Here is a 25,660-nt window from a genome sequence, read left to right on the forward strand (position 1 = left end):
ATCTTGGAGTTGTGGCGCCTCAGATGCCCGCTTAGCGGCTTACACGAGGTGCCACAACTCCAAGATCGACGGGACATGCCGCCGAGGATGGCCCGGCGAACGGGTACGGGCCCCCAAGGTGCACGCCTGAACGCCGCAACTCGCTCCGCCTCCACCCCCACGCCGTTGATCTTGCGGTTGTGGCCCCGGCAAGAGCCACAAATCCGGCACCGAGAGGGCCGCGACTGCAAGATCAGCGAGACGGCGGCGAGGGGGTGGGGTTGGGGTTGGCGTGGATCAAGATCGTGGCTCGGGCGGACAAGGGGGCCAGGAGCCACTTCAGGGGCTGCTCGTCCTCGGTCGGGTCGATCACCAGGCGGTCGCCCGGGCGCAGGTCGAGCTGGGTGGCGATCTCGGCGGCCAGGCGGCGCCACGCGCCGAAGCTGGTGCCGTCCGGCGTGGCCGGGTCGGACGGGTCGACGGCTGTGTAGTCCGGCGGGTCGGTCGGGTGCCGCAGCACCTCGGCGGACCAGTCCAGCCAGCCCGGCGCCACCTCGGCGAGCAGGCCCGGCCCGGTGCCCACCAGGTAGCGGTGCGTCCCCTCGGGCACGTCCTCCAGCCAGTCGTCGAGGCGCTCCGGGGTCACGAACACCGCGTCGTACGGCCGGTCCGCGCCCGGTTCCAGCACCGGCAGCCCGGCCAGCGCGCGGGGCCGGAACGAGACCGTCAACCCGACCGACCAGGCCCCGAGCAGCACCGCGGCGGTACGCCAGTGCGGCGGCAGGAGCACCGCCACCCGGTCACCGGGGCGCAGTCCGCACCCGTCGCGCAGCAGTCCGGCGCTGCGGGCGGTCCACTCGCCGAGCTGCGCGGCGGTGAGGTCGGTGCGTTCCCCGGTCGCGTCGTCGTGGTAGCTGAGCAGCGGGTAGCCGACCGCGTCGGGCGTGACGGCGACGGTTGCCTGGTGGGCCATGCGCGGACTCCTGTCTGCCGGTCCGCCCACCCTAACCGTCCGAGCCGCCCGTCCGGCGCAGCCGAAGCAGCCCGGGTCAGCGCGCGGGCAGTTCGGGACCGCCGTCGAGCAGCGGGGCCAGCAGGTCGCCCTGCTTCTCCACCCGCTTGAGCACCTCACCCGCCGTGTACGGCCGCGTCGACGGCCGTTTCCCCGTCGCCCCGGCCTGGACCTCGTCCCAGGTCAGCGGCGTCGACACCGACGGCACCGACTGGGCCCGCAGCGAGTACGGCGCCACTGTCGTCTTCGCGGCGTTGTTCTGACTCCAGTCGATGAAGACCTTGCCGGGGCGCAGGTTCTTCGCCATCTTCGACACGATCAGCTTCGGGTGCGCCTGCTCCAGCTCCTGCGCGATGCGCTTGGCGTAGTCGGAGACGATCTCGGCGTCCTGCGTACCGGCGATCGGGCAGCAGAGCTGCATGCCCTTCTTCCCCGACGTCTTGGGGAACGAGGAGATCCCGTCGGAAGCCAACCGGTCGCGCATCAGCACCGCCACCTGGCAACACTGCTTGAGCGCCGCGGGGGCGCCCGGGTCCAGGTCGACGACCATCATGTCCGGGTGGGCACCGATCTTCCACTGCGGAGTGTGCAGCTCCAGCGCGGCCAGGTTGGCCAGCCACACGAGCGTCGGGAGTTCGTCGCAGACCACGTAGTCGATGGTCTCCCGCCCCTTCGTCGACCCGGGGGCGGGCAGGTTCTCGGTACGTACCCAACCGGGGGTCGCGGCGGGTGCGTTCTTCTCGAAGAACGAGCCGCCGTCGACGCCGTTGGGGAACCGGATCCGGGTCAGCGCGCGGTCGTGCAGGTGCGGCAGCAGCACGGGGGCGACCCGGGTGTAGTAGTCGATCACCTCGCCCTTGGTGAAGCCGGCCTTCGGGAACAGCACCTTGTCCAGGTTGGACAACTCCAGCGAGCGCCCCTCGACCTCGACCTTGAACCGGTCAGACGGCATCGTCGACCTCCTCGGGCGGCTTGTCCGGGCGCAGGCGCAGGATGCGCGGGAAGCGCAGCCGGCCGTCCGGCGTGCGCTGGCCGTACTTGACCTCCACCACGATCCGGGGAGTTACCCAGATCGCGCCCCGGGCATCCTCGCGCGGCACACCGGCGGCGAACGGCGAGTCGGTGGCGCGCAGCGGTTCCAGCTCGCGCAGCAGTTCCCGTTCGATCGCCGCGCCGATCCCGCCGCCGACCCGCCCCCGGTAGATCAGCCGACCGTCCGGGCCGGGCACGCCGACCAGCAGGCCGCCGACGCGCCGCGCGCCGGGCCGCCAGCCGCCGACCACGAAGTCGGCGGTGACCTCCAGCTTGACCTTCACCCAGTCCGGCGAGCGCACGCCGGGCCGGTAGAGCGAGTCGACCCGTTTGGCCATCACCCCCTCCAGCCCGTGCTCGCCGGCCGCCGCGTAGGTGGCCGGGCCGTCGCCGAAGACCGGCGGCACCGCCCACCGGGCGGCGCCGAGCCCGAGCGACTCCAGCGCCGCCCGCCGCTCCCGCCAGGGCCGGGCGGTCAGGTCGACGCCGTCGAGCCGCAACACGTCGAAGATCATGTACGTGACGGGTACCGTCGCCGCCAGCCGCGCCGCCTTGGCCGGGTTGCGCACGTGCATCCGCTCGGCGAGCGCGGTGAACGAGGGCTGCCCGTCGGTGAAGAGGACCACCTCGCCGTCGAGCAGCGCGTCGTCGACCTGCTCGGCCAGGTTGAGCAGTTCCGGGTACGCGGTGGTGATCTCGACGCCGGAGCGGGCGTAGAAGTGCCTGTCGCCGCGGGAGATGTCGGCGAGCGCGCGTACGCCGTCCCACTTGAACTCGTACGACCAGGCGGCGCCGGCCGGGAGCTGCCCGGTCGTCGCGAGCATCGGCTTCAACGGCGCGCCGGGCACCTCCTGACTGTAGTTGCGCACGGAAGCGCGTGCGTCCCGTTCGATCGTTTGCGATTCTGGTGGTCAACCGGGGAGAGGAGCGCGGGAATGCGGGCGATCTGGAAAGGAGCGGTGTCGTTCGGCCTGGTGTCGATCGGGGTGAAGGTCTACTCGGCCACCGAGGAGAAGGACATCCGTTTCCACCAGGTGCACCGTGAGGACGGCGGCCGGATCCGCTACAAGCGCACCTGCTCGGTCTGCGGCGAGGAGGTCACCTACGACGACATCGCCAAGGGATACGACATCGGCGGCGGCGAGATGGTCATCCTCACCGACGAGGACTTCGCCGACCTGCCGTTGAGCACGTCGCACGCGATCGACGTGCTGGAGTTCGTACCGGCCGAGCAGGTCGACCCGATCCTCTACAACAAGGCGTACTTCCTGGAGCCGGAGGGCTCGGCGACGAAGCCGTACGTGCTGCTGCGCGACGCGCTGTCCGACTCGGAGCGGGTGGCGATCGTCAAGGTGGCGCTGCGCCAGCGCGAGCAGCTGGCCACGCTGCGGGTCCGTGAGGGCGTGCTGCTGCTCAACACGATGCTGTGGCCGGACGAGATCCGCCGGCCGGACTTCGGTTTCCTGGACGAGGATCTGAAGGTACGCCCGCCGGAGCTGGCGATGGCCAGTTCGCTGATCGACTCGATGGCCGGGGAGTTCGAGCCGGACGCGTTCACCGACGACTACCGGGCGGCGTTGCAGGAGGTCATCGACGCGAAGGTCGAGGGCCGCGAGGTGGTGCAGCCGGAGGAGGAAGAGGCCGCGCCGGCCGCCGCGGTGGACCTGATGGCGGCGCTGAAGGCGTCGGTCGAGCGGGCCCGGGCGGCCCGGGGTGAGGCGCCGTCCGGTGGCGGTGCCGAGCCGACCCCGATCTCGTCGGCCCGATCCGCGAAGAAGGCGGCGAAGAAGGCGCCGGCCAGGAAGGCGGCGGAGAAGAAGGCCGAACCGGCCAAGAAGACCGCGGCCAAGAAGACGCCCGCGAAGAAGGCGGCGGAGAAGAAGGCCGAACCGGCCAGGAAGACCGCCGCGAAGAAGGCCCCGGCGAAGAAGACGGCCGCGAAGAAGAGCGCCTGACGCGTACGGCGAAGGCCCCGCCCTCGATGGACGGCGGGGCCGCGCCGCTCAGCCGCGGCCGAGCTTCTCGGTCGGGGTGACGCGGACGATGACGCGCTCCTCGCCGGGGCGGCGCCAGGGGTAGGCGTCCTGGCCCAGGTACTTCTTCGCCAGCCGGTCGATGTGCTCGTCGGCGCCCTCGGTGACGAACTCGACGGTGCCCTTGATCCACAGGGTGCGGTAGTCGTCGGCCTTGTCCGCCACCGACACCGCGACCACCGGGTTGCGGGACATGTTCAGGTACTTCTGCCGGCCCTTGGCCGTGTTGAACACGACGTGCTCGCCGTCGGTGTCCACCCAGACCGGGGTGACGTGCGGGGTGCCGTCGGCCTCGACCGTCGCCACGTGCGCGAGCTGCGGCTCGCCGAGCAGGGCCAGGTCTTCTTCGTTGAGGATCGCCATGGTCGGAAACTACCCCGCGCGGTGCCCTCGTATCGGGCTTCGTGTCCGGATCGTGGCGGCCGTAGGGGCACGCTGGGGCTCCGGGCGGGTACCGTGTGCGCTGGCCTCGGCGGCGGCCCGCCGGGGGCGCACCCACCCACCCTGCAGGGAGTCGACGTGAGCGAGCGTGTGGAGAACCGGTCGGCGGGCCAGGCCCCGGCCACCAAGGCACAGCGGCGGCTGGCCGCCCAGCTGGCCGAGAAGAAGGCAGCCGAGGCGCGTCGCCGCCGGCAGTCGATCCTCGGCGCGGCTGTGGGCGTGCTCGCGGTGGTGGCCCTGGTCGGCGGCCTGGTCTGGCTGAACAGCGGGGACGACGACAAGGCGTCCACCGCCGGTTCCTCGGCCAGCCCGACCGCGCCGGCCGAGCCCGCCGCGCCCGCCCAGGAGCTGCCCGCCGGTTTCGACCCGGCGCTGAAGACCAAGCCGACCGTGCAGGCCGGCACCGGTGAGCTGAAGAAGCTCACCGTCACCACGCTCGTCAAGGGCAGCGGCCCGGCGGTGAAGGCCGGCCAGAATATCACCACCAACTACGTGGGCGTGTTCTACAAGGACGGCAAGCAGTTCGACGCGTCCTGGGACAGCGGCCAGCCGGCCACCTTCCAGATCGGCGTGGGCCAGGTCATCAAGGGCTGGGACCAGGGCCTGGTCGGCGTGCCGGTGGGCAGCCGGGTCCAGCTGGACCTTCCGGCCGAGCTGGCGTACGGCAACGACGCCGCGGGCGGTCGTCCGGCCGGGCCGCTGCGCTTCGTCGTCGACGTGCTCGCTGCGCAGTAGATCACTCCGGGCTTCCGTCCGGTCACCCAGCGGCAGTAGGTTCATGGTCACCACGGGCGGCACGTCCGCCCGTGGTGATCTGCCCACCGACGCGGAGGTGCACGTGGCGGCGCTGGACGAGGCCGGGGTGACCCGGCAGATGTGGACGCTCTACGAGCCGGTCCACGCGGTGACCTACTTCCACCCCCGTGCCCGGGCCGCGTTCGAGGCGGTCGGGCTGCGGGGCTACTGGCGCGGCTACTTCGCCGGCCGGGCCGCGCCGCTCGGGGCGGTCGACGCGCCGGCGGTGACTGCTGCGTTCTTCAGCTTCGCGCCGGCCATGGTGGCCCGCGCCCTGCCGTCGGTGTGGCGTCTGGCCACCCCGGAGGAGGCGCTGCGGGCCCGGCTCACCGGTGGTGTGCAGGCGCTCGCCGAGTTCACCTACGAGCTGCCCGAGTCGCACCTGGTCGAGGCCGCCGACCTGCTGGAGGAGGCGGCCGGGCTGGTGGACACGGCCGGGCGGGTGCTCGGCGCGGTGAACGCCGCCCTGCCCCGGGGCGAGTACCCGCTGGCCCGGCTCTGGCAGGCCGCCGCGACGCTGCGCGAGCACCGCGGCGACGGCCACGTCGCGGCGCTGGTCACCACCGGGCTGGAACCGGTCGAGGTGGTGGCCTGGCGGTGCCGGGTCGACCAGTCCCGCGAGTTCCACCAGCCGGCCCGGGGCTGGACCGACGAGCAGTGGACCGCCGCCGAGCAGCGCCTGGTGGACAAGGGCTGGCTGACCGCCGACCTGAGCCCCACGCCCTACGCCACGGACACGTTCCGCGTGGTCGAGGAGGCCACCGACCGGGCCGCGTCGGGTCCGTGGCGGGCGCTGGGCGCGGAGCGTACCGCCCGGTTGCGGGAGCTGCTGGAACCGATCGCGACGCGCTGTCGCACGATCATCCCGGCGAAGGCCCCGATCGGCCTTCCGGCGCAGCGTTCGGCCGGAGCGGCGCTGCCGCGGTGAGTCCGGCCGCCGGCTGGGGCAGGATGGCGGCATGGTGGACGCGGCGCTCTTCGACCTGGACGGCGTGATCGTGGACTCCGAGCCGGTCTGGGAGGAGGTCCGGCGGGCGTACGTGGCCGAGCACTGTGGCACCTGGCAGCCGGACACCCAGCGTCGGCTGATGGGCATGAGCACCGCCGAGTGGGCCGGCTACCTGAGCGGTGAGCTGGGCGTCGACAGGTCGGCCGAGCAGGTCGCCACGGAGGTGGTGACCGAGATGGCCCGGCGGTACGCACAGCGCGTACCGCTGATCGACGGCGCCGACGCGGTCGTGCGCCGCATGGCCGCGCGGTGGCCGCTGGGGCTGGCCAGTTCCTCGCCGACCCGGCTGATCGCGGCGGCGCTGGACGCGACGGGCCTGGCCGGCGCGTTCGGCGCGACGCTGTCGACCGAGGAGACCGCCCGGGGCAAGCCCGCGCCCGACGTGTGGCTCGCGGTGGCGCAGCGGCTGGGCGTCGACCCGGCCCGGTGCGTGGCGGTGGAGGACTCGTCGAACGGGGTCCGCTCGGCGGCCGCCGCCGGGTGCCGGGTGGTGGCGGTGCCGCACGGCTCGTACCCGCTCGATCCGGACGCGGAGGCGCTCGCGGCCGTGCTGCTCCCCTCGATCGGCGCGCTCACGCCCGAGGTGGTCGAGTCACTCGGCGGGCGGCCGGCGGAATGATCGGTAGGCGGCGGGGTAGCGCCATCACGCGACGACGGTGAGGGGACAGCCATGAAGGCGATCGTGTACGAGCGCAGCGGGGACGCCTCGGTGCTCCAGGTGGTCGAACGGCCGGTGCCGGAACCCGGGCCGGGCGAGGTGCTGGTGCGGATGGCCGTGTCGGGGGTGAACCCGACCGACTGGAAGGCCCGCCAGGCGTGGCCGCTGCCAGCCGGCTGGCAGATCCCGCACCAGGACGGCGCCGGGGTGGTCGAGGCGGTCGGCGAGGGCGTGGACCGGACGCTCATCGGTGAGCGGGTCTGGGTGTGGGAGGCGGCGTGGCAGCGCCCGTGGGGCACCGCCGCCGAGTACACGCTGGTCCCGGTCCGGCACGCGGTGCCGCTCGGTCCGGCCTCGTTCGACCTGGGTGCGGCGCTCGGTATCCCGTTCATGACCGCGCACCGCTGCCTGACCGCCGGTGAGTTCATGCCGGACAAGCTGCACGCGGGCGCGTTGAGCGACCACGTGGTGCTGGTGCAGGGCGGCGCGGGCGCGGTGGGCAACGCGGCGATCCAGCTCGCCCGCTGGGCCGACGCGTGTGTGATCACCACTGTGAGCAGCCCGGAGAAGGCGCAGCTCGCGGCGGCGGCCGGGGCCAGCTTCGTGATCAACTATCGCGAGCAGGACGTGGTCGAGGAGGTCCGCAAGGTCGCGCCCGACGGGGTGCACACGATCGTCGAGGTGTCCGCCGCCCGCAACGCCGCCACCGACGTACGGATGCTGCGCACCGGCGGGGCGGTCTGCGTGTACGCCGACGACGGCGGCGACGAGGTGACGTTGCCGATCCGGCCGCTGATGGTCCCGAACGCGCGCTGGCAGTTCGTGCTGATCTACACCGCGCCGAAGGTGGCGAAGGCGCAGGCGGTCACGGACATCGCGGCGGCGGTGGCGCAGGGCGCGATCCGGGTCGGCGAGGAGGCCGGCCTGCCGCTGCACCGGTATCCGCTGGCGGAGGCCGCCGCCGCACAGCAGGCAGTGCAGGACAGCGTGGTGGGCAAGGTGCTGGTGAGCACCGCCGACGAGTAGGCGACCGGATTTCCCCGACAGCCGGACAGACGCGAACAAGTTTCGCAACAATGACGGTGCGGGTCACCCCGTAACGGACGGGCGGCCCCGGCGCGGTGCGAACGCCGGGGCCGCCCTCTGGGAGGAATGCCCGTTGGAAACATGTTCCTGCCCGTGTAGGCGACGGTACGCCGCGAAACGTTACGACGCGGTCAGTTCCCGCACGTCGAGCCCGCCGTCGGCGTACCGCGAGCGCACCACCTTCTTGTCGAACTTGCCGACGCTGGTCTTCGGCACCGCGTCGATGAACGCCCACCGCTCCGGCAACTGCCAGCGGGCCACCGAGCCGGCGAGGAAGTCGCGCAGTTCCTCGGCGGTCACCGAGGCGCCCTCGCGGACCACCACAGTGGCCAGCGGCCGCTCGTCCCAGCGCTCGTCCGGTACGCCAACCACGCACGCCTCCAGCACCGCCGGGTGGGCCATCAGGGCGTTCTCCAGCTCGACCGAGGAGATCCACTCCCCGCCCGACTTGATCACGTCCTTCGCGCGGTCGGTGAGCGTGATGTAGCCGTCCGGCGAGAGCGTGCCGACGTCACCGGTCCGCAGCCAGCCGTCCCGGAACTTCTCCGGATCCGGGGCGTCGTCGCCGATGTACCGGGCGGTCACCCACGGCCCGCGTACCTCCAGCTCACCCACCGACGTCCCGTCGGCGGGCAGCGGCTCGCCCAGCGGGCCGACGATTCGCGCGGTCACGCCCGCCGGTACGCGGCCCTGCGTGTAGCGGTAGCGCCACGCGTCGTCGCCGGTGGCACCGGCCGGCGCCCGGGAGACCGAGCCCAGCGGCGACATCTCGGTCATGCCCCAGGCGTGGATGACGTCGATGCCGTAGCGGTCGTGGAACGCGTGCATCAGCGACGGCGGGCAGGCCGAACCACCCACGATGACCTCCTTCAGCGAGGAGAGGTCCACCTCGTGCGCGTCCAGGTAGGCCAGCAGGTCGGTCCAGATGGTCGGCACCGCACCGGCGAGTGTGGGCCGCTCGGCGGCGATCATCGCGGCGATCGGCTCGGCCTGGAGGAACCGGTCCGGCATGATCAGCGAGGCGCCGGAGAGGAACGCCGCGTACGGCAGGCCCCACGACATGGCGTGGAACATCGGCACGATCGCCAGCTCGCGGTCGTTCGGGCCGAGCCCGAAGCCCTCCGGCATGCAGACCTGGAGCGAGTGCAGGTAGATCGAGCGGTGCGAGTAGGCGACGCCCTTGGGGTTGCCGGTGGTCCCGGAGGTGTAGCAGAGGGCGGCGGCGTCGCGCTCGTCCACCGCCGGCCAGTCGAAGTGGTCCGGACGGTCGGCCAGCAGCGCGTCCCAGTGGTGCACGGTGATCCGGTCGCCGGCCGCGGCCAGCAGCGGGGCCGGGTCGCCACCGCCGACGACCACCACGTGCGCCACGGTGGTCATCTCGCCGACCACCCGGGCGAGCAGCGGGATGAGCGTGGTGTCGACGAGGACCACCCGGTCCTGCGCGTGGTTGGCGATGTAGGCGACCTGGTCGGGGAAGAGCCGGATGTTGAGCGTGTGCAGCACCGCGCCCATGCTCGGTACGGCGAAGTACGCCACCAGGTGCTCGTTGTTGTTCCACATGAACGTGCCGACCCGCTCGTCGCCGGTCACCCCGCACTCGTCGCGCAGCGCGTGGGCCAGCCGGGCTGCGGCGCGACCGACCTCCGCGTACGTCATCCGGCGGGGTTCGGCACCGGTCCAGGTGACCACCTCCGCCGCGCCGTGCACGGTGGAGCCGTGTTCGAGGATCCGGGCGACCTGGAGAGGGGCATCCATCATCGTGCTACGCATGGGTAACAAAGTAGTGGCGGCGGTCACATCTGCGGAACCCCCCGGATTCGCCGAGGTGATCACGGATGATGCGTAGATTGTCCGGGTGAGCATCTCGTGGGCCGACTCGTACGTGGGGCAACTCCGCGCCCTGGCCGGTGACCGCACCCTGATGTTCGTCGGCGCCCGCGCCGTGGTGCGCGACAACGCCGCCCGGGTGCTGCTGATCCAACGTTCCGACAACGGCCAGTGGGCGTTGCCGGCCGGTGCCATGGAACTCGGCGAGTCAATCGCCGACTGCGCGGTCCGGGAGGTCCGCGAGGAGACCGGGCTGCGCGCGCTGCGGGTCAGCGCGTTCGCGCTCTACACCGGCCCGGACCGGACCCAGACCAACATGTACGGGCACACGTACCAGGTCTTCACCACGGCGTTCCGGGTCGACGAGTGGGACGGCGAGCTGGACCGGTTCACCGACGAGACCACGGACGCCGGGTTCTTCCGCCCGGCGGACTTCCCGCACCCGCTGTCGTCGAGCGTGCACGAGACGCTCGCCGACCTGGACGTGTTCGAGCAGACCAACCGGCTGATCCTCAAGTAGCCGCCTGTCACAGCATCGTCTGCGACTTCGCCTCCATGTCGGCGGCGGCCTCGTCCTTCGACTCCTTGGTCAGCGGCTTGCCGCCGGGCGCGGGCGCCTTCCCGCCGAGCGGGTCGGCGCCGCCGGTGGCGCCCTGCGGGCCGGTGCCGCGCAACTGGAGGTTCGGCATGGCCAGGGTGACCAGGACGGCGATCACGGCGATCAGCCCGGTGGTCAGGAAGACCAGGTGCAGCGACTCGACGAACGCGGCCTGGACGGCGGCGCGCACCGGGGCGGGCAGCGCGAGGATCGCCGCCGGGTCGTTGATCGAGAAGTCCCCGCCGGCCGTCACCGCGGCCCGCTGCTCCGGCGGGAGCTGCGCCAGCGCGCCGGGCAGCCGCGCGGACATCTCGGCGGTGAGCCGGGACGACAGCACCGCGCCGAGGATGGCCACGCCGAACGAGCCGCCGAGCGACCGGAAGAACGTCGCCGACGAGGTGCCCGCGCCCAGGTCGCGGACGCTCACCGCGTTCTGCACGGCCAGGATCAGCGACTGCATGCACAGGCCCAGCCCGACGCCGATCACCACCATGTAGCCGAACGCGGCCCACAGCGTGGTGTCCACCTGGAGCTGCTGGAACAGCAACATGCCCACCACCAGCACGGCCGCGCCGGCCACCGGGAACCACTTGTACCTGCCGATCCGGCTCATCGCCCGGCCGGTGAGCACCGAGGTGACGATGACGCCGGCCATCATCGGCAGCATCAGCAGACCGCTGCGGGTCGGCGAGGCGCCCTTGACGATCTGGAGGTAGAGCGGGATGAAGATGATCGACCCGAACATCACCAGGCCGAGCACGAAACCCGCGCCGTTGGCGAGCGCGAACGTGGCGCTGCGGAACAGCCGCAGCGGCAGGATCGGCTCCTTGGTCCGGGCCTCCTGGACGACGAACAGCACGCCCAGCACCGCGCCCGCGGCGAACAGCCCGACGATCACGCCGGAGCCCCAGGCGTACTCGGCGCCGCCCCAGCTCAGCGCCAGCAGCAGGCAGCTCACGCCGGCGACCAGCAGCGCCGCGCCGATCCAGTCGACTGTGTGCTCCCGGCGCTCGAACGGCACCAGCCGCATGACGTGCCAGCAGACCACGATGGCGAGGATCGCCAGCGGCACGTTGATGTAGAAGATCCACCGCCAGTTGTTCTCCGCGAAGTAGCCGCCGACGAGCGGTCCGGCCACCGACGAGACGCCGAACACCGCGCCGAACAACCCCTGGTAGCGGCCACGCTCCCGGGGCGACACCACGTCCGAGATGATGGTGAACGCCAGCGTCATCAGGCCACCGGCGCCCAAGCCCTGCACACCGCGCGTGACGATCAGCTGGGTCATGTTCTGCGACAGCCCGGCCAGCAGCGAGCCGAGCAGGAACATCCCGATGGAGAACAGGAAGACCGGCCGGCGCCCGTACAGGTCGGCCATCTTGCCGTACAGCGGTGTCGAGGCGGTCGAGGCCAGCAGGTACGCGGTGACCACCCACGAGTAGTGGTTGATGCCGCCCAGCTCGCCGACGATGGTCGGCAGCGCGGTCCCGACGATGGTCTGGTCCAGCGCCGCCAGCAGCATGCCGGTCATCAGACCGAACATCAGCAGGCGGATCTGGCGGGCGGGCAACGCGGGACGGGCGGCCTGGGCGGTCATCCCGCTTCCTATCCCACCGGGGGCGGATCATGCCCCCGGTGGGACTGTGAGTTTTCAGCGGGCGGTGTGCCGCCCCTCGGCGAACTCCTCGACGATCTTGGCGCAGAACGCCGGCAGGTCGTCCGGCTTGCGGCTGCTGACCAGCCCGTTGTCGGTGACGACCTCCTGGTCGACCCAGTTCGCGCCGGCGTTGGTGAGGTCGGTGCGCAGGCTCGGCCAGGAGGTGATGGTGCGGCCCCGCACCACGTCCGCCTCGACGAGCGTCCACGGGCCGTGGCAGATCACGCCCACCGGCTTGCCGGCGTCGAAGAACGCCTTGACGAACCGGACCGCCTCCGGGTCCGTACGCAGGAAGTCGGGGTTCGCCACGCCACCGGGCAGGACCAGGCCGTCGTACGCCCCGGCGTCCGCCTCCTTGGTGGTGACGTCGACCTGGTACTGCTTGCCGTGGTCGAGATGGTTGAAGGCCTGGATCGTGCCGGACTCGATGGAGACCAGCTCGACCTGGGCGCCGGCGTTCTCCACCGCCTCCCGGGGCTTGGTGTACTCGACCTCCTCGACGCCGTCGGCGGCCAGGAAGGCGATGCGCTTGCCCTGAAGTGTCGCTGCCATGCTGCTTCTCCTCTCCGGGGTACGTCTGCACGGTTCCCCCGCCCGATGCCGCGAAACCGGACGCATCGGGTGGCCCGCGTCGCACCATGTTTGGCCAGACGGCCCGGGGGGATCCGCAGAGGCATGGCAGGAGCAGCAGCGGAAGAGCGCCGGCTCGCCACCGTGGTGGCGAGCTGGCAGCAGCGTCCCGTGCTGGTCGTCGGGGACGCCATGCTGGACGAGTGGCGGTTCGCCGAGTCGGAGCGGCTCTGCCGCGAGGCGCCCGCACCGGTCCTCACCCTGCGGCGGCGGATCTCCGCGGCGGGGGGCGCCGCCAACACGGCGGTGAACGTCGCGGCGCTCGGCGGCCGGGCCGCGCTCGTCGCCCCGGTCGGCGCCGACGTGGCCGGCGACGAACTGCACGACTGCCTGGACCGGGCGGCGGTCTGGGACCGTACGGTGAGCCAGCCGGGCCGGCCCACGCCGGTCAAGCGGCGGATGCTCGCCGGCAACCAGATCCTGCTCCGCGAGGACTCCGGCGGCCCGGAGGACGGGCTGGACGCCGACGGGGTGGCCCGCCTGCTGACCGCGCTGCACTGCGCCACCGAGGAGCTGCGCGCGGTGGCCGGCGGTCAGCCGCTCACGCTCGTCGTCTGCGACTACGGCCTGGGCGCGCTGCCCTCGGCGGTACGCGCCTGGCTGGTCGCCAACCGCGACCGGTACGGCACCGTGGCGCTCGACGCGCACGACCTGGCCGACTGGCGCGGACTGAACCCGACAGTGGTGACGCCGAGCTTCGCCGAGGCGACCCGGCTGCTGGCCCGCGCCGCCGCCGGGTTCGCGCACGCCGAACGGGGTGCCGTCCCCGGCGGCGACGACCTGCACCTGAACCACCCGGCGGAGGCCGACGGCCCGTCCGAGCTGATGGTGGGCGCCGCGCCCGGCGGATCCGGTGAGCGCGTACCGGGCAGCCCGCACCCGACCTCCGGTACGCCCGCCGCCGAGGCCCCGACCGGCCCGACCGGCGAGCCGACGCCCGGCGAGGAGCGGGTGGCGCTGACCGGCGACGGGCTGAGCGTCACCGGGACCGGCGTGACGGTGAGCGCGGCGGCCGGCACCGGCGTCGACCGGGCCGTGCTGGCCGAGTCCCGCCTGCCCGAGCTGCGCGAGCACACCGGCGCCGACGTGGTGGCGGTGACCCTGGACACCGAGGGCGCTGTGGTCGGCGGCGCCGAGGGCGAGCCCCGGCGCAGCCACAGCACCCCGGTCCCGGCCAGCCACGCGGTGGGCGCCGGGGACGCGTACCTGGCGGCCATGACGCTGGCGCTCGCCGCCGACGCGGGCCTGCCCACCGCCGCCCAGCTCGCCCAGCTCGCCGCCACCATCACGGTCGCCGACACCGGCACGTGCGTGTGCCGCCGGCAGGATCTGCTGGCCGCGCTCGGCACCGGCGCGGACGAGGGCGGGCATCCGGCGCTGGTCGGCGCCGACGAGCTGGCCGCGCTGGTGGACGAGCACCGGCAGGCCGGGCGGTCGGTGGTGTTCACCAACGGATGCTTCGACGTGCTGCACCCGGGGCACGTCCGCTACCTGACCCAGGCCCGCGCGCTCGGCGACCTGCTGATCGTGGCGGTCAACTCGGACGGCAGCGTACGGCGGCTCAAGGGCCCGGACCGGCCGGTCAACCCGGTCGAGGACCGGATCGCCCTGCTGGCGGCGCTGGCCTGCGTCGACCACGTGGTGGTCTTCGAGGAGGACTCCCCGGCCCGGCTGATCGAGGCGGTCCGCCCCGACGTCTACGTCAAGGGCGGCGACTACCCGCCGGAGATGGTGCCGGAGGCGCCGCTGGTACGGCGGCTGGGCGGGCAGGTGCGCACGCTCGGGTACGTGCCGGACCGCTCCACCTCGGCGATCATCGACCGGATCCGCGCCCAGTCGCACAGCATGAGCGAGAGCCGTGAGGCCGTTCCCGACCAGCAGCACAGCCCCGCCGTGGGCGAGGGCAGGCCGGCGTGACCCGTCCGCTCGACCCGGGCACGCCCGGACGGTTCCGGCAGCACCGGCGGCTCGACGTGCTGATCCCCACCCGCAACCGGCCCGCCGAACTGGCTGTCACGCTGTCCGGGCTGGCCGCCCAGGAGGGCGTACCCGGGTTCGGGGTGGTGGTCAGCGACCAGTCCGACGGCGAGCCCGCGTACGCCCACCCGGCCGCCGCAACGATGGTCCGGGCGTTGCGGCACCGGGGGCACCCGGTGCTGCTGACCCGGCGGCTGCCCCGGCGCGGCCTGGCCGAACACCGGTCCTACCTGCTGGCCCAGTCGGCGGCCGACGCCGTGCTCTGCCTCGACGACGACGTGTGGTTGGAGCCGGGTGCGCTGTCCCGGCTGGTGACCGCGCTGGACGAGCTGGGCTGCGGGTTCGTGGGCAACGCGGTGCACGGGCTCTCCTACGCCGACGACGTCCGCCCGGAGACGCACCAGCACTACGAGGAGTGGACCGGGCCGCCGGTGCCGGAACGCATCCAGCCCGGCACGCCGGAATGGCACCGGGCGTCCATCCACCCGGCGGCGAACCTGCTGCACGTCACCGAGAAGCTGGACCTGGCGGCGGGCGAGTGGCGGGCGTACAAGGTCTCCTGGATCGGCGGGTGCGTGCTCTACGACCGGGCCAAGCTCGTCGACTCCGGCGGCTTCGACTTCTGGGAGCGGCTGCCCGAGCGGCACCAGGGCGAGGACGTCGCCGCGCAACTCGCCGTGCTGGAGCGCCACGGCGGCGCCGGTGTCCTGCCCAGCGGCGCGTACCACCTGGAGTCACCGACCACTGTCACCGAACGCGACGTGGAGGCGTGGGAAGTGGTGCTCAGCGAGTCGCCTGCGGAGGTGTGAGCAGCTCGCGGGCCGCCTCGACCACCTCGGCGGCCGGCACGTCGGCCACGAACGACACGCGGTGCGGGCACTCCCCGTCGCCCGGCCGGTGCGGGTAGATCCCGGGCGTGCAGTCGACGCCGCAGACCGGGCAGAGAGTGGTCCAGGCGGCGATCGGGCGGTGCCGCCCACGCAGCGGCGACGCCCCGTTGATCAGGTTGCCGACCCAGAAGACACCGACCGTCGGCGCGCCCACGGCGGCGGCGAGGTGCAGCGGGCCGGTGTCGTTGGAGACCACGAGCGCGCAGTCCGCGTACGCGGCGGCCAGCGCGCCCAGGCCGAGCGTGCCGACCTGGGGGCGCACCGGCACTCCGGCCGCCGCCACCACCGCGTCGACCGTCTCCTGCTCGGCGGGCGTACCGGTGACCAGCACCTCGTACCCGTCTCCGGTGAGCGCGCGGGCGACCTCGGCGAAGCGTTCCGGCGGCCAGCGGCGCCGCGTGTCGGTGGCGCCCGGGTGCAACGCGACCCGGGGCCGGGTGGGTTCGCCGAGCACGGCGGCGGCCTCCGCCCGGTCGGCGGCGGTGATCGCGAGCGCCGGGGTGATCGTGGTGGCGGGCGCCCCGACCAGCGCGGCCACCTCCAGGTAGCGGATCACCTCGTGCTGGTAGTAGACGTAGCGCAGCCACCGGTCCAGCGGCGGCGCGCCCTCGGCCCGCAGGCCGGCGGTGACCCGGGCGCCCAGCCCGGCGACGAACGGGTTCGAGTTGGCGCCGCCGCCGTGCACCTGCAACGCCAGGTCGAACCGTTCGGCGCGGGCGGCGGCCAGGAACGCCGGCACGTCACCGGGTGACTCGCCGGGCCCCGGGTCGCGGATGCCCGGCGCCGCCGGCACCACCAGCACCCGGTCCACCGGGCCGGGCCGGTCGCGCCAGAGCGCCGCGTGCCACGGCGCGCCGAGCAGCACGATCTCCGCCGACGGATACGCGGACCGCAGCGCGTCGAGCGCCGGCAGCACGAAGATGAAGTCACCGAGCGCGTTGGCGCGCAGCACGGCGATCCGTTCGACGTCCGGAACGCGCTCGCCGACCGGGCCGAGCACCGCTGAGCTGGTCACGCGGCCCCTACGGCCTGTCGATCTCGTCGAGCGCGGTGTCCGGGTGGTGCAGCTCCCGGTCCGCGGCCGGGTCGGCGGGCATCGGCGTACGGTCGGCGCCCGGTCGCGGGCCGGTGCGGCCGACGGTGATGGTGCGCGGCGCGGACCGGGACGCCCGGGGCAGGCGCACCCGGAGCAGGCCGTGGTCCATCACCGCGTCGATCCGGTCCGGGTCCACGCGGGACGGCAGGTCCACGCGGTACTCGAAGCCCCGGGTGGTGAACCCGCCCGGGATGCCGTGGTCGGCGTTCACCTCGGCCTCCGACCGGGCGCGTACACACAGCTCCCGGTCGTCCAGCTCGACGGCGACCTCCTCCGGCGCGACGCCCGGGAGCCGGACGACCACCTCCCAGCCGTCGGCCGTCTCGGCCAGATCCACGTCCTGGTTGCCGGAGCGTCCGCCGACCAGCCGGCTCAGCTCGGAGCGCAGCGACTGGAGCTCGCCCATCGGATCCCAGCCCTGCTGGCGGCCACGCCAGCCTCGTCCGCCGCTCTGTTCGGTCATCGCACGTCTCCGATCCGCTGTGTCGCCGAGTGGGGTCGCAGCGAGCTGGGCGCGTTGAGATCGTGATCAGGGTCGACGCCGACGCCGAGCCGGTCCACCAGTTCGCCGCCGAGCCAGGCGCTGACGCCGAGGATCGCCAGGGCGACCACCTCGATGGCGACGAGCGACCCGCCGGCCGCCCGCGAGTCGGCGTTGAGCCGCACCGCCCAGACCGCGGCGAACAGCAGGATGACCGCCACGTTGGCGGCGGCGTGGGTGAGCCCGACCCGCTTGGCGCGGGTGCCGGCCGGCAGGGCGAGCAGGTCGAACGCCCCGGCCGCCGCGGCCAGCAGGCCGACGATCAGACCGACAGTGATGTTCCAGTACGCGACCTCGGCGAGGAAGCCGGGCCCGCCCACGGTGTCCACCAGATCGAAGATCACCGCGGTCACGAAGAGCGCCACCGGGAACATCACGAGCATCGGATGCATGGGATGGCCGAGCACCTTCAGTCGGCTCTCCATCTCGGCCTCCATCCGTCGCGTCCGGACGCACGCTGCGATCCGGTCCCTACCCGCCGGCCCCGGGGGCAAACCCGGCGCTCGACGCGCTCTCCTAGGCTGACAGTGGCGGATCACGGCCCGTCGCGCGGCGGAACCGCCGTCAAGGTCAACGGACGGGGGAGGAAGACGTGACGACCCGGGAGATCACCAGCGAGTCCGAACTACGCGAGCTGATCGGCACACCGATGGCGCGGGCGGCCACCAAGGAGCGCCGTAAGCTGCACGAACGCGACCGGGAGTGGCTCGCCGCCTCGCCGTTCTGCCTGATCGCCACCGCCGGCGCGGACGGCACCTGCGACGTCTCCCCCAAGGGCGACCCGCGCGGTTTCGCGCTGGTGCTCGACGACACCACGATCGCGATCCCGGAGCGGCCCGGCAACCGGCGGGCCGACGGCTACCGCAACCTCCTGACCAACCCGCACGTCGGGTTGATCTTCCTGATCCCGGGCCGCACCGACACGCTGCGGATCAACGGCCGGGCCCGGCTGATCGCCGACGCGCCGTGGTTCGCCGACATGGAGGTCAAGGGCCACCGGCCGCTGCTGGCCGTCGAGGTCGCGATCGAGGAGATCTTCTACCACTGCGCGAAGGCGTTCCTGCGCTCCGAGCTGTGGCAGCCGGAGACCTGGCAGCCGGACGCGCTGCCGACGCGGGCCCGGCTGATCAAGGAGGTGGAGGCCCCGGCGGAGAGCCTGGCCGACCTGGAGCGCCACTACGGCCCGGCCTACCTGGAGACGCTCTACCGCTGACCCCGCTACCCCGCCGGGGTGAAGCGCGTCGGCACGCCCACGTCGGACAGGGCGCGGGCGAGGTGCGGCGCAGTGGTCTTCACGTACGCCGCGCCGATGTGCGAGCCACCCCGGTAGATGAGCACGTTGCCGAACACCACCGGGCACCTGTCGGTCGGGCAGACGGCGTCGAACAGGTCGATCATCTTGACCTTCGGCGCTCCCGCGACCGCCTGCCGCTGCATCCGGTACCCCGGGTCCTGGTCGTGCCGCTCCCGGTCGAACGCGCAGGCCGACAGGCGCTTGCGGTTCTTGTCGGCACAGGCCACCGCCGCGCCCGGATGAGGGTTGTTGGCGAGGACGACGACCTTGGTCCCCACCGAGTCGAGCTTCTTCCACGAGGCCCGTACGCCGGACACCATCGCGGCGACAGTGGCGCGCTTGCCCCCGCCGTCCAGGGCCGTCGACGCCGACTGCGAGGTGACCACGTAGTCGGGGCGCTCCCGCACCAGGCGGTCCAGCAGCGCGCGGTTCCACTCGATGCAGTCGGTGTACGGCTTGCCGGACCCGTCACCCTTGAGCACCTGGGCGCTGGTGAAGGCGCATCCCGCCTTCGCCATGATCAGCAGCTTCCAGTCGTTCTGCGTGGCGAGCACCTGGAACGCGGGCAGCCACTGGTCCATCTTCGAGTCGCCGACGAGCGCGACGGTGGTGGACCCGTTCGGGACGCCGTACGTGCAGGACAGCACCTCGGCGCCCTCGACCTGCTGGAAACACTTGTCCCGGTTGGTGTCGGGCACGTCCATGAAGCCCTGCCGGATCTGCAGCGGGTCCGGCGTGATCGCGTCGAACCGCTCCGGCACCGGACCGATCGGCGCCGTGCCGGGCGCTGTGGACAGCAGCGCGGCACCCGGGGCGTACCGGCTCTTGGTCGTGGTCGCGGCGGCGGCCCACGCGCCCATCAGCACCAGGACCAGGCCGGCGCAGATGCCGGCGAGCGTGAAGTTGCCACCCAGGCTCAACGCCAGACGCGGCGACGTGGAGATCTTCCGCGAGTAGCGCAGCGGGTTCTCCACCAGCCGGAACGTGAGCCAGGCCGGGATCACCGAGGCGAGCGCCACGACGAGACCCTCGGTCACCGACAGGTCACCGAAGTGCGCGGCGGCCACCACGAGCATCGGCCAGTGCCACAGGTACAGCGAGTACGACAGGTCACCGATCCACTGGAACGGACGCAGGCCGAGCACCATCACCGGCCCCCGGGAGCCGGCCGCGCCGCCGGCTGCGATCACCGCCGCCGCGCCGAGCGTGGGCAGCGCCGCCGCGTACCCCGGCCATGCGGTCTTCCCGCTGACCAGCAGCGCCGCCGCCACGATCGCGGCGAGACCGAGCCACCCGAGGACGACCGCCACCGACCGGGGCATCCGCGCGGCGCGGACCGCCAGCAGCGCGACCGCCGCGCCCACCGCCAACTCCCACAGCCGCGTGGTGGAGACGAAGAACGCGCGCTCCGGCGAATCGGCCGTCTCGACGATCGACCAGACGAACGACGGCACCGCCAGCACCGCGAGACCGACCCACAGGACCGGCCGTACCCTCGCCCGCCGGAGCCTGCGCGCGGCGAGGATGGCCAGCACGATCAGCAGCGGCCAGAGCAGGTAGAACTGCTCCTCCACGGCGAGTGACCAGAAGTGCTGCACCGGCGACGGCGCGACGTCCTCGGCCAGGTAGTCGACAGCGCGGTCGGCGAACCGCCAGTTCACGACGTACGTCGCCGCGGCGGCGATGTCGCCGCCGATGACCTGCCACTCACCCCGGGGTACGAACAGCCGGACCGCCACTGCGGTGGCCGCCAGCACCACCGTTGCCGCGGGGAGGATCCGCTTGGCCCGGCGCGCGTAGAAACCGGTGAGCGAGACCCGCCCGCTGCGCTCGATCTCGGAGATGAGCTGCCCGGTGATGAGGAAGCCGGAGATCACGAAGAAGACGTCGACGCCGACGAAGCCACCGGGGATGAACGGCAGGCCGGCGTGGTAGAGCAGCACCAGTCCCACGGCGACAGCTCGGAGCCCGGCGACGTCGGCCCGGAACCGGCTCGGCGTCGCCTCCCTGCCCGGCTCGCGTCCGGTCGTCGTACCGCCCGGCTCCTCGACCGGTGAAGCTTCCCGATCGGTAACTTTCGTCAACGGCGGGGAAGTCATCGCGATCCTCAAACTCTGCGGGCTGGGGGCGAGGGAACGATAGCGGCTGGTCAGGCGGCGGACAATCACGCCGCACCGCCTCGTCGAGCGGATGCCGCGGCGCGGCGGGCGGACGCTCCGGTGCGACGAGCAGGCGTTCCGACCCTAGTCCGTCGCCCGGCGGCGTAGGGGGCAGGGTGGATACGGCGGGTGACGCCGGCAGGCGATGGGGTTGAATCGGCGGGTGGCGAAGACCTTGACGATCACCACCCGCAACGCGAGCTTCCAGCAGTGGCAGGCGCTGCTGACCAACCGCACCAAGCGGCAGCGGTCCGGGGAGTTCCTGGTTCAGGGGGTACGCCCGATCACGGTGGCCCTGGAGCAGGGCTGGGAGATCCGCGCCCTCCTCCACCCGGACCGGCAGCCCCTGTCCCGCTGGTGCCGTGACCTGCTCGACCGCGCCGACGCGAGGCGGGTCGCCCTCGCGCCCGAGCTGATGCGGGAACTGAGCGGCAAGGAGGAGGAGTCCCCCGAGCTGCTCGCAGTGGTGACGCAGCCCGCTGACGACCTGGCCCGCATCCCGGTCGGGCCGGCGATGCTCGTGGTGGTCTTCGACCGCCCCAAGACCCCGGGCAACATCGGCACGCTGATCCGCTCCGCTGACGCCTTCGGCGCCTCCGGCGTGATCATCACGGGCCACGCCGCCGACCCGTACGACCCGAAGGCGGTCCGGGCCACCACCGGGTCGCTGTTCGCCGTACCGGTGGTGCGCGTCGCCGGCCACCGCGACGTCCTGGACTGGGTCGCCGCGGTGCGCGCGGACGGGCTCCCGCAGATCCAGATCATCGGTACGGACGAGCACGGGGACGTGGACGTCGCCGAGCACGACCTGACCGGCCCCACGCTCCTGCTGGTCGGCAACGAGACGCACGGGCTCAGCAAGGGCTGGCAGGAGGCCAGTGACCGGATGGTGCGCATCCCGATCGTGGGGGCGGCGAGTTCCCTGAACGCGGCGGCGGCCGGGACGGTGGCGCTGTACGAGGCGGCCCGGCAGCGCGCCGGGCACCGGTGGCGGTGACCGGTCACCGGCGGCCCGCGAGAACCGCCTCCGCCCACTCCCAGAGTCGGTCGGCGGCGGCCGGGTCGACGGCGTGGGCGGCCACCCCGCCGGTCGCCTCCGGGCCGCCGGCGACCACGTCGACTTCCTGGTTGTCGTCGAAGTAGCGGCCGGTGACGCCCTCGACCAGCGGCGACGCGGCGAGCAGCACGGACGTCGCCGCTCCCTGGGCGATCGTCTTGTAGTAGGGCTGCTCGATGCGGTTGCCCGCCTCGTCCATCGCCCCGAAGGCGCGCAGTGTCTCGTCATCCATGTGCCGCTGGAGGTTGGTGGTGATGAAGCCCGGGTTCAGCGCGTTGGCGGTGATCCCGTCGCCGCTCCACCGTCGCGCGATGCCCACCACGAGCAGGACCGCGGCGGTCTTCGACCGGCCGTATGCCGCCCAGCGGTCGTACGGCTGCCGCTCGAACTGCGGGTCGTCGAAGTCGAACGCCTCCCGCAGGTGTGCTCCGGAGCTGACCGACACCACCCGCGCCGACCCGGCCGCCCGCAGGTGCGGGTGCAGGCCCCGGGCGAGCGCGAAGTGGCCCAGGTAGTTGGTCGCCAACTGGAGTTCCCAGCCCTCGGCGGTGAGCTGCCGGGTGGGGATCGCCATCACCCCGGCGTTCGCCACCAACGCGTGCAGCGGACCGTCCCAGCCGGCGAGGAACGCGTCCACCGAGGAGAGGTCCGCCAGGTCGAGCGCGGCGGCGTGGACCCGGCCGGCGAACTCCGCCACCAGCGGCTCCGCCCGGGCCGGATCGCGGGTGGCGACCGTGACCTCCGCCCCGGCGCCGGCGAGCGCCCGGACGGTCTCGGTGCCGATACCGGAGGCACCACCCGTGACGATCATCCGGCGTCCGGTGAGGTCGACGCCGTCGAGGATCTCGGCCGCCGTGGTGCGAGCCGTGAACGGGGTGCTCAGTCGGTTGGTCTCTGTCATGACATCCACGCTAGGAGCACGACCGTTGGACTGTCCGTACTCTGGAGTCCACCACTCTTCAGCGTGCGTCCAAGGAAGGGGATGGGGTGGATCCGCTGGACGACGTGCTCGCCCTGCTCGGCGCAACGAGCCACGTCTCGGCCGCCCTGACCGCCGGCGGGCGCTGGGCGGTGCGCTTCGACCCGCCGACCGGGGTCAAGTTCAACGCCGTACGGCGCGGACGCTGCCTGCTGCGGGTGGACTCCGCGCCGGAGCCGGTGCCCCTCGACGCGGGCGACTGCTTCCTCCTGACCCGGCCGGTGAACTACACGCTGGCCAGCGACCTCGACGTGCCGGCCGCACCCGCCGGACCGATCTTCCAAGCGGCGTCCGACGGGGTGGCCCGGACCGGCTCCGGCGACGATGTTCTCCTCGTCGGCGGCGCGTTCTCCTTCACCGACCGCTCCCGTGACCTGCTGCTGGACAGTCTTCCGCCGGTCATCCACGTGCCCGCGGCGACACCGGAGGCGGAAACCGTCCGGTGGGCGGTCGGGGAGATCGACGCCGAACTCCGGCAAGGTCGCCCGGGCGGACGGCTGGTCGCCGACCATCTCGCGCTGGTCATGCTGATCCGGATCCTGCGTCTGCACCTCGACCACGGAACCCCGTCGGGCTGGCTGGCGGGCCTGACCGACCCGGCGGTCGCCCCGGCCCTGCGCGCGATGCACGCCCACCCGGAACGTCCGTGGACCGTTGCGGCCATGGCCCGATGCGCCGCGGTGTCCCGCTCGACCCTGGCCGCCCGGTTCAAGCAGGTGGTCGGCTACGGCCCGCTGGAATACCTCACCGGGTGGCGGATCGAGCTGGCCGCCGACCGGCTCCGCCGCTCCGAGGACACGATCGCCACCATCGCCCGCGCCGTCGGATACGGCTCGGAGAGCGCGCTGAGCGTGGCGTTCAAGCGGGTCACCGGACTCTCGCCCCAGGCGTACCGCAGGGCCCGCCGCCAGCCGGAGCGGAAAGCTGCGCCGCCCGCTCCCCCCGAGCCGCGGTGAGGTCGCCCGGGCTTCCGGAAACGGCGAAGCCCAGGTCGTTGACCTGGGCTTCGGCACCGAGCCGCCTGACGGAATCGAACCGTCGACCTACGCATTACGAGTGCGTCGCTCTAGCCGACTGAGCTAAGGCGGCAACGATCGTCAAGTGTACGGCACGCCCTGGCGGAAGCCGAACCGGATCCCCCCGTCCCCGAACCCGGACACCGGACCACATCCGCCCCGCCACGGGAGAGACTTCCCGCCCGCTCCGGACTACCCTGCGGCGGGTGACCGACGAACCGCCGCGACCACCGGCTCCCGAGGCGCATCCCGGCGAGCGGGCCACCCGCCGCCCCCGCCGCATCGACCCCCGGGAGCTGGGTTTCACCCCGCGCCGGCCGGTGCCCTGGCTCGCGCCGCTGCTGCTGATCAGCACCGGCCTGCGTACGTTGCTGGCCATGCTGTTCGGGGCGTACCTGGACAAGCGGGAGTTGCAGAACGCGTTCAGCGACGGCACGTTCCGGCAGGTCGGGCCGGACGGTGGGCTCTGGCTCGACTACGTGGCCGACCTGGGTGACGGCTTCGACGCCACGTACTCGGTGGCGTACCTGCTCGCCCAGCCGGAGCTGACAGTGGACGGGCACCGGCTCCCCCGCGCGCAGACGCTGGTGATGGGCGGCGACCAGGTCTACCCGGCGGCGGGCTACGAGGCGTACGAGGACCGCTGCAAGGGCCCGTACCAGGCGGCGCTGCCGGTCGCCCCGCCGGAGAAGCCGACGCTGTTCGCGGTGCCCGGCAACCATGACTGGTACGACGGGCTGACCGCATTCCTGCGCCTGTTCGTGCGCACCCGGGACCGGCACTTCGCCGGCTGGGGCACCGGCCAGTCCCGCTCGTACTTCGCGGTCGAGCTGCCGGCCGGCTGGTGGCTGCTCGGCCTCGACGACCAGTCCGGGTCGTACCTGGACGACCCGCAGCTCACCTACTTCGACGAGGTGGCCCGCAAGCTCACCCCGGAGTCCAAGGTGATCCTGGCGGTGCCGGCGCCGACGTGGGTCAAGGCCGTCGACCACCCCAACGCGTACGACTCGATCGACTACTTCATCCGTACCCTCGTCGCGCCGACCGGGGCGCAGGTACGGGTGCTGGTCTCCGGCGACCTGCACCACTACGCCCGTTACGCCGGGCCGGACCGGCAGCTCATCACGTGCGGCGGTGGCGGCGCCTACCTCTATCCGACGCACCGGCTGCCGGAGAAGCTGGAGGTGCCGCCGCGTGACACGCTGACCCGGCGGGCCAGCAACACCCGGGAGTACGACCTGGCCGCGCGCTATCCGGACAAGGCGCGCTCCCGCCGGTACGGCTGGGGGATCTTCGCCCGGCTGCCGTTCCGCAACCCGGGTTTCACCACGCTGCTCGGCACGCTGCACACGCTGCTGATGCTGGCGATGGCCGGGGTGGCGGTGCAGCGGGTGGGCACCACCGAGCAGCGCCTGTTCAGCGTGCCGCTGGCGATCATGCTGGTGGTGGCGATGATGGGTGCGGTGTTCTTCGCCAAGCCGCCCACGGCGGGCGGGAAACGGCACGCCCGGCACTGGATCCTCGGGGTGGCGCACGGGCTGGCCCAGGTGGCGCTCGCCGCCGGGGGCACGTGGGTCTGGTTGCAGCTGCCGTTCTACGACTGGCCGTGGCCGCTGCCGGCGGTCGCCGCCGTGGTGCTCTACGGGCCGGTGAGCGGTCTGGTCGCCAGTCAGCTCGTGGCGCTCTACCTGCTGGTGGCGGGCGCGTTCGGGGTGAACCTGAACGAGCTGTTCGCGGGGCAGGGCATCGAGGACTCGAAGGCGTTCCTGCGGTTCCGGATCGACAGGGACGGCACGCTGACGATCTACCCGATCGCCGTCGACAAGGTGTCCCACGACTGGCAGCTGAACCCGGACCAGTCCCCCACGGCCCCGTGGCTGACCCCGAAGACCCC

24 protein-coding genes and 1 tRNA gene are annotated in these 25,660 nt (G+C 72.8%); 12 read left to right on the forward strand and 13 right to left on the reverse strand.

What is annotated here, in order from left to right:
• Positions 1-232: 232 nt before the first annotated feature.
• The 3 genes from EAD96_RS23510 to ligD (EAD96_RS23520) all read right to left on the reverse strand — a co-directional run bounded on the left by EAD96_RS23510 (position 233) and on the right by ligD (EAD96_RS23520) (position 2,871).
• Positions 233-952 (reverse strand): TIGR03089 family protein, encoded by a 720-nt coding sequence (locus EAD96_RS23510; RefSeq protein WP_121685798.1) that lies wholly within the window; start codon positions 950-952, stop codon positions 233-235.
• 76 nt (positions 953-1,028) lie between these two features.
• Complete coding sequence (ligD, locus tag EAD96_RS23515; RefSeq protein WP_121685799.1) at positions 1,029-1,943, reverse strand: non-homologous end-joining DNA ligase; 915 nt, start codon at positions 1,941-1,943, stop codon at positions 1,029-1,031.
• Positions 1,933-2,871, reverse strand: a complete 939-nt coding sequence (ligD, locus tag EAD96_RS23520; RefSeq protein ID WP_121685815.1) for a non-homologous end-joining DNA ligase — start codon at positions 2,869-2,871, stop codon at positions 1,933-1,935. Before ligD (EAD96_RS23520) ends, ligD (EAD96_RS23515) begins: the two co-directional genes overlap by 11 nt.
• An 87-nt stretch (positions 2,872-2,958) precedes the next feature.
• Here ligD (EAD96_RS23520) and EAD96_RS23525 point away from each other — a divergent pair, with 87 nt between their 5' ends.
• Positions 2,959-3,978: a Ku protein gene (locus tag EAD96_RS23525; protein WP_121685800.1), complete on the forward strand. Its 1,020-nt coding sequence runs from the start codon at positions 2,959-2,961 to the stop codon at positions 3,976-3,978.
• A gap of 48 nt (positions 3,979-4,026) precedes the next feature.
• On the opposite strand, the gene EAD96_RS23530 is transcribed toward EAD96_RS23525, so the two are convergent.
• Positions 4,027-4,419 (reverse strand): PPOX class F420-dependent oxidoreductase, encoded by a 393-nt coding sequence (locus EAD96_RS23530; RefSeq protein ID WP_121685801.1) that lies wholly within the window; start codon positions 4,417-4,419, stop codon positions 4,027-4,029.
• A gap of 156 nt (positions 4,420-4,575) precedes the next feature.
• Between EAD96_RS23530 and EAD96_RS23535 the strand changes: the two genes are divergently transcribed.
• The 4 genes from EAD96_RS23535 (at position 4,576) to EAD96_RS23550 (ending at position 7,985) form a co-directional block, all read left to right on the forward strand.
• Complete coding sequence (locus tag EAD96_RS23535) at positions 4,576-5,232, forward strand: FKBP-type peptidyl-prolyl cis-trans isomerase (protein ID WP_233586141.1); 657 nt, start codon at positions 4,576-4,578, stop codon at positions 5,230-5,232.
• Between the two features lie 139 nt (positions 5,233-5,371).
• Positions 5,372-6,220 carry a hypothetical protein gene (locus EAD96_RS23540; protein WP_199733279.1) on the forward strand — a complete coding sequence of 283 codons (849 nt, stop codon included), beginning with the start codon at positions 5,372-5,374 and terminating at the stop codon, positions 6,218-6,220.
• A gap of 31 nt (positions 6,221-6,251) precedes the next feature.
• On the forward strand, positions 6,252-6,920 hold the full coding sequence (locus EAD96_RS23545) for an HAD family phosphatase (RefSeq protein WP_121685804.1): 669 nt from the start codon (positions 6,252-6,254) through the stop codon (positions 6,918-6,920).
• A 51-nt stretch (positions 6,921-6,971) separates the two neighbouring features.
• The gene (locus tag EAD96_RS23550; RefSeq protein WP_121685805.1) at positions 6,972-7,985 is read left to right on the forward strand and encodes an NADPH:quinone reductase; all 1,014 of its coding nucleotides are present in this window, start codon (positions 6,972-6,974) and stop codon (positions 7,983-7,985) included.
• Positions 7,986-8,165: 180 nt separating this feature from the next.
• On the opposite strand, the gene EAD96_RS23555 is transcribed toward EAD96_RS23550, so the two are convergent.
• Positions 8,166-9,800 (reverse strand): fatty acid--CoA ligase, encoded by a 1,635-nt coding sequence (locus EAD96_RS23555; RefSeq protein WP_199733280.1) that lies wholly within the window; start codon positions 9,798-9,800, stop codon positions 8,166-8,168.
• Positions 9,801-9,900: 100 nt separating this feature from the next.
• Here EAD96_RS23555 and EAD96_RS23560 point away from each other — a divergent pair, with 100 nt between their 5' ends.
• Entirely contained in the window at positions 9,901-10,392 is a 492-nt protein-coding gene (locus EAD96_RS23560) for an NUDIX domain-containing protein (RefSeq protein ID WP_120572021.1), read from the forward strand.
• A gap of 7 nt (positions 10,393-10,399) precedes the next feature.
• Here the strand turns inward: EAD96_RS23560 and EAD96_RS23565 are convergent, their stop codons facing one another.
• Both EAD96_RS23565 and EAD96_RS23570 read right to left on the reverse strand, forming a co-directional pair.
• Entirely contained in the window at positions 10,400-12,067 is a 1,668-nt protein-coding gene (locus tag EAD96_RS23565; protein WP_120572022.1) for an MDR family MFS transporter, read from the reverse strand.
• A gap of 54 nt (positions 12,068-12,121) precedes the next feature.
• Entirely contained in the window at positions 12,122-12,679 is a 558-nt protein-coding gene (locus tag EAD96_RS23570; protein ID WP_121685807.1) for a type 1 glutamine amidotransferase domain-containing protein, read from the reverse strand.
• A 123-nt stretch (positions 12,680-12,802) separates the two neighbouring features.
• On the opposite strand from EAD96_RS23570, the gene rfaE2 reads away from it, so the two are divergent.
• Complete coding sequence (rfaE2, locus tag EAD96_RS23575) at positions 12,803-14,674, forward strand: D-glycero-beta-D-manno-heptose 1-phosphate adenylyltransferase (protein WP_233586142.1); 1,872 nt, start codon at positions 12,803-12,805, stop codon at positions 14,672-14,674.
• On the forward strand, positions 14,671-15,543 hold the full coding sequence (locus EAD96_RS23580) for a glycosyltransferase family 2 protein (RefSeq protein WP_120572024.1): 873 nt from the start codon (positions 14,671-14,673) through the stop codon (positions 15,541-15,543). The genes rfaE2 and EAD96_RS23580 overlap by 4 nt, the downstream gene beginning before the upstream one ends.
• On the opposite strand, the gene EAD96_RS23585 is transcribed toward EAD96_RS23580, so the two are convergent.
• Genes EAD96_RS23585 through EAD96_RS23595 form a run of 3 tightly spaced genes read right to left on the reverse strand, consistent with a single transcriptional unit; the run spans position 15,518 to position 17,686 of the window.
• The gene (locus EAD96_RS23585) at positions 15,518-16,639 is read right to left on the reverse strand and encodes a glycosyltransferase family 9 protein (protein WP_121685808.1); all 1,122 of its coding nucleotides are present in this window, start codon (positions 16,637-16,639) and stop codon (positions 15,518-15,520) included. The two genes, EAD96_RS23580 and EAD96_RS23585, sit on opposite strands and share 26 nt — an antisense overlap.
• A 7-nt stretch (positions 16,640-16,646) precedes the next feature.
• The gene (locus EAD96_RS23590) at positions 16,647-17,183 is read right to left on the reverse strand and encodes an Hsp20/alpha crystallin family protein (protein WP_120572026.1); all 537 of its coding nucleotides are present in this window, start codon (positions 17,181-17,183) and stop codon (positions 16,647-16,649) included.
• Complete coding sequence (locus EAD96_RS23595; protein WP_121685816.1) at positions 17,180-17,686, reverse strand: DUF2231 domain-containing protein; 507 nt, start codon at positions 17,684-17,686, stop codon at positions 17,180-17,182. The genes EAD96_RS23590 and EAD96_RS23595 overlap by 4 nt, the downstream gene beginning before the upstream one ends.
• A gap of 167 nt (positions 17,687-17,853) precedes the next feature.
• On the opposite strand from EAD96_RS23595, the gene EAD96_RS23600 reads away from it, so the two are divergent.
• Complete coding sequence (locus EAD96_RS23600; protein ID WP_121685809.1) at positions 17,854-18,474, forward strand: pyridoxamine 5'-phosphate oxidase family protein; 621 nt, start codon at positions 17,854-17,856, stop codon at positions 18,472-18,474.
• Positions 18,475-18,479: 5 nt separating this feature from the next.
• Here EAD96_RS23600 and EAD96_RS23605 read toward each other — a convergent pair whose 3' ends face one another.
• The gene (locus tag EAD96_RS23605; protein ID WP_121685810.1) at positions 18,480-20,654 is read right to left on the reverse strand and encodes an acyltransferase family protein; all 2,175 of its coding nucleotides are present in this window, start codon (positions 20,652-20,654) and stop codon (positions 18,480-18,482) included.
• A gap of 223 nt (positions 20,655-20,877) precedes the next feature.
• Between EAD96_RS23605 and EAD96_RS23610 the strand changes: the two genes are divergently transcribed.
• Positions 20,878-21,711, forward strand: coding sequence for a TrmH family RNA methyltransferase (locus tag EAD96_RS23610; RefSeq protein ID WP_121685811.1), 834 nt, complete (start codon positions 20,878-20,880; stop codon positions 21,709-21,711).
• Between the two features lie 4 nt (positions 21,712-21,715).
• On the opposite strand, the gene EAD96_RS23615 is transcribed toward EAD96_RS23610, so the two are convergent.
• Positions 21,716-22,672 carry an SDR family NAD(P)-dependent oxidoreductase gene (locus tag EAD96_RS23615; protein WP_121685812.1) on the reverse strand — a complete coding sequence of 319 codons (957 nt, stop codon included), beginning with the start codon at positions 22,670-22,672 and terminating at the stop codon, positions 21,716-21,718.
• Positions 22,673-22,758: 86 nt separating this feature from the next.
• Between EAD96_RS23615 and EAD96_RS23620 the strand changes: the two genes are divergently transcribed.
• A complete protein-coding gene (locus EAD96_RS23620; protein WP_121685813.1) occupies positions 22,759-23,706 on the forward strand; it encodes an AraC family transcriptional regulator in 948 nt (315 codons plus the stop codon).
• A 59-nt stretch (positions 23,707-23,765) separates the two neighbouring features.
• Here the strand turns inward: EAD96_RS23620 and EAD96_RS23625 are convergent.
• Positions 23,766-23,839 (reverse strand) — tRNA-Thr (locus EAD96_RS23625).
• 133 nt (positions 23,840-23,972) lie between these two features.
• Between EAD96_RS23625 and EAD96_RS23630 the strand changes: the two genes are divergently transcribed.
• The coding region (locus tag EAD96_RS23630) for a metallophosphoesterase (protein WP_121685814.1) at positions 23,973-25,660 on the forward strand (1,688 nt) is incomplete at its 3' end.

The organism is Micromonospora sp. BL1 (assembly GCF_003667485.1).
Lineage (GTDB): Bacteria > Actinomycetota > Actinomycetes > Mycobacteriales > Micromonosporaceae > Micromonospora > Micromonospora tulbaghiae.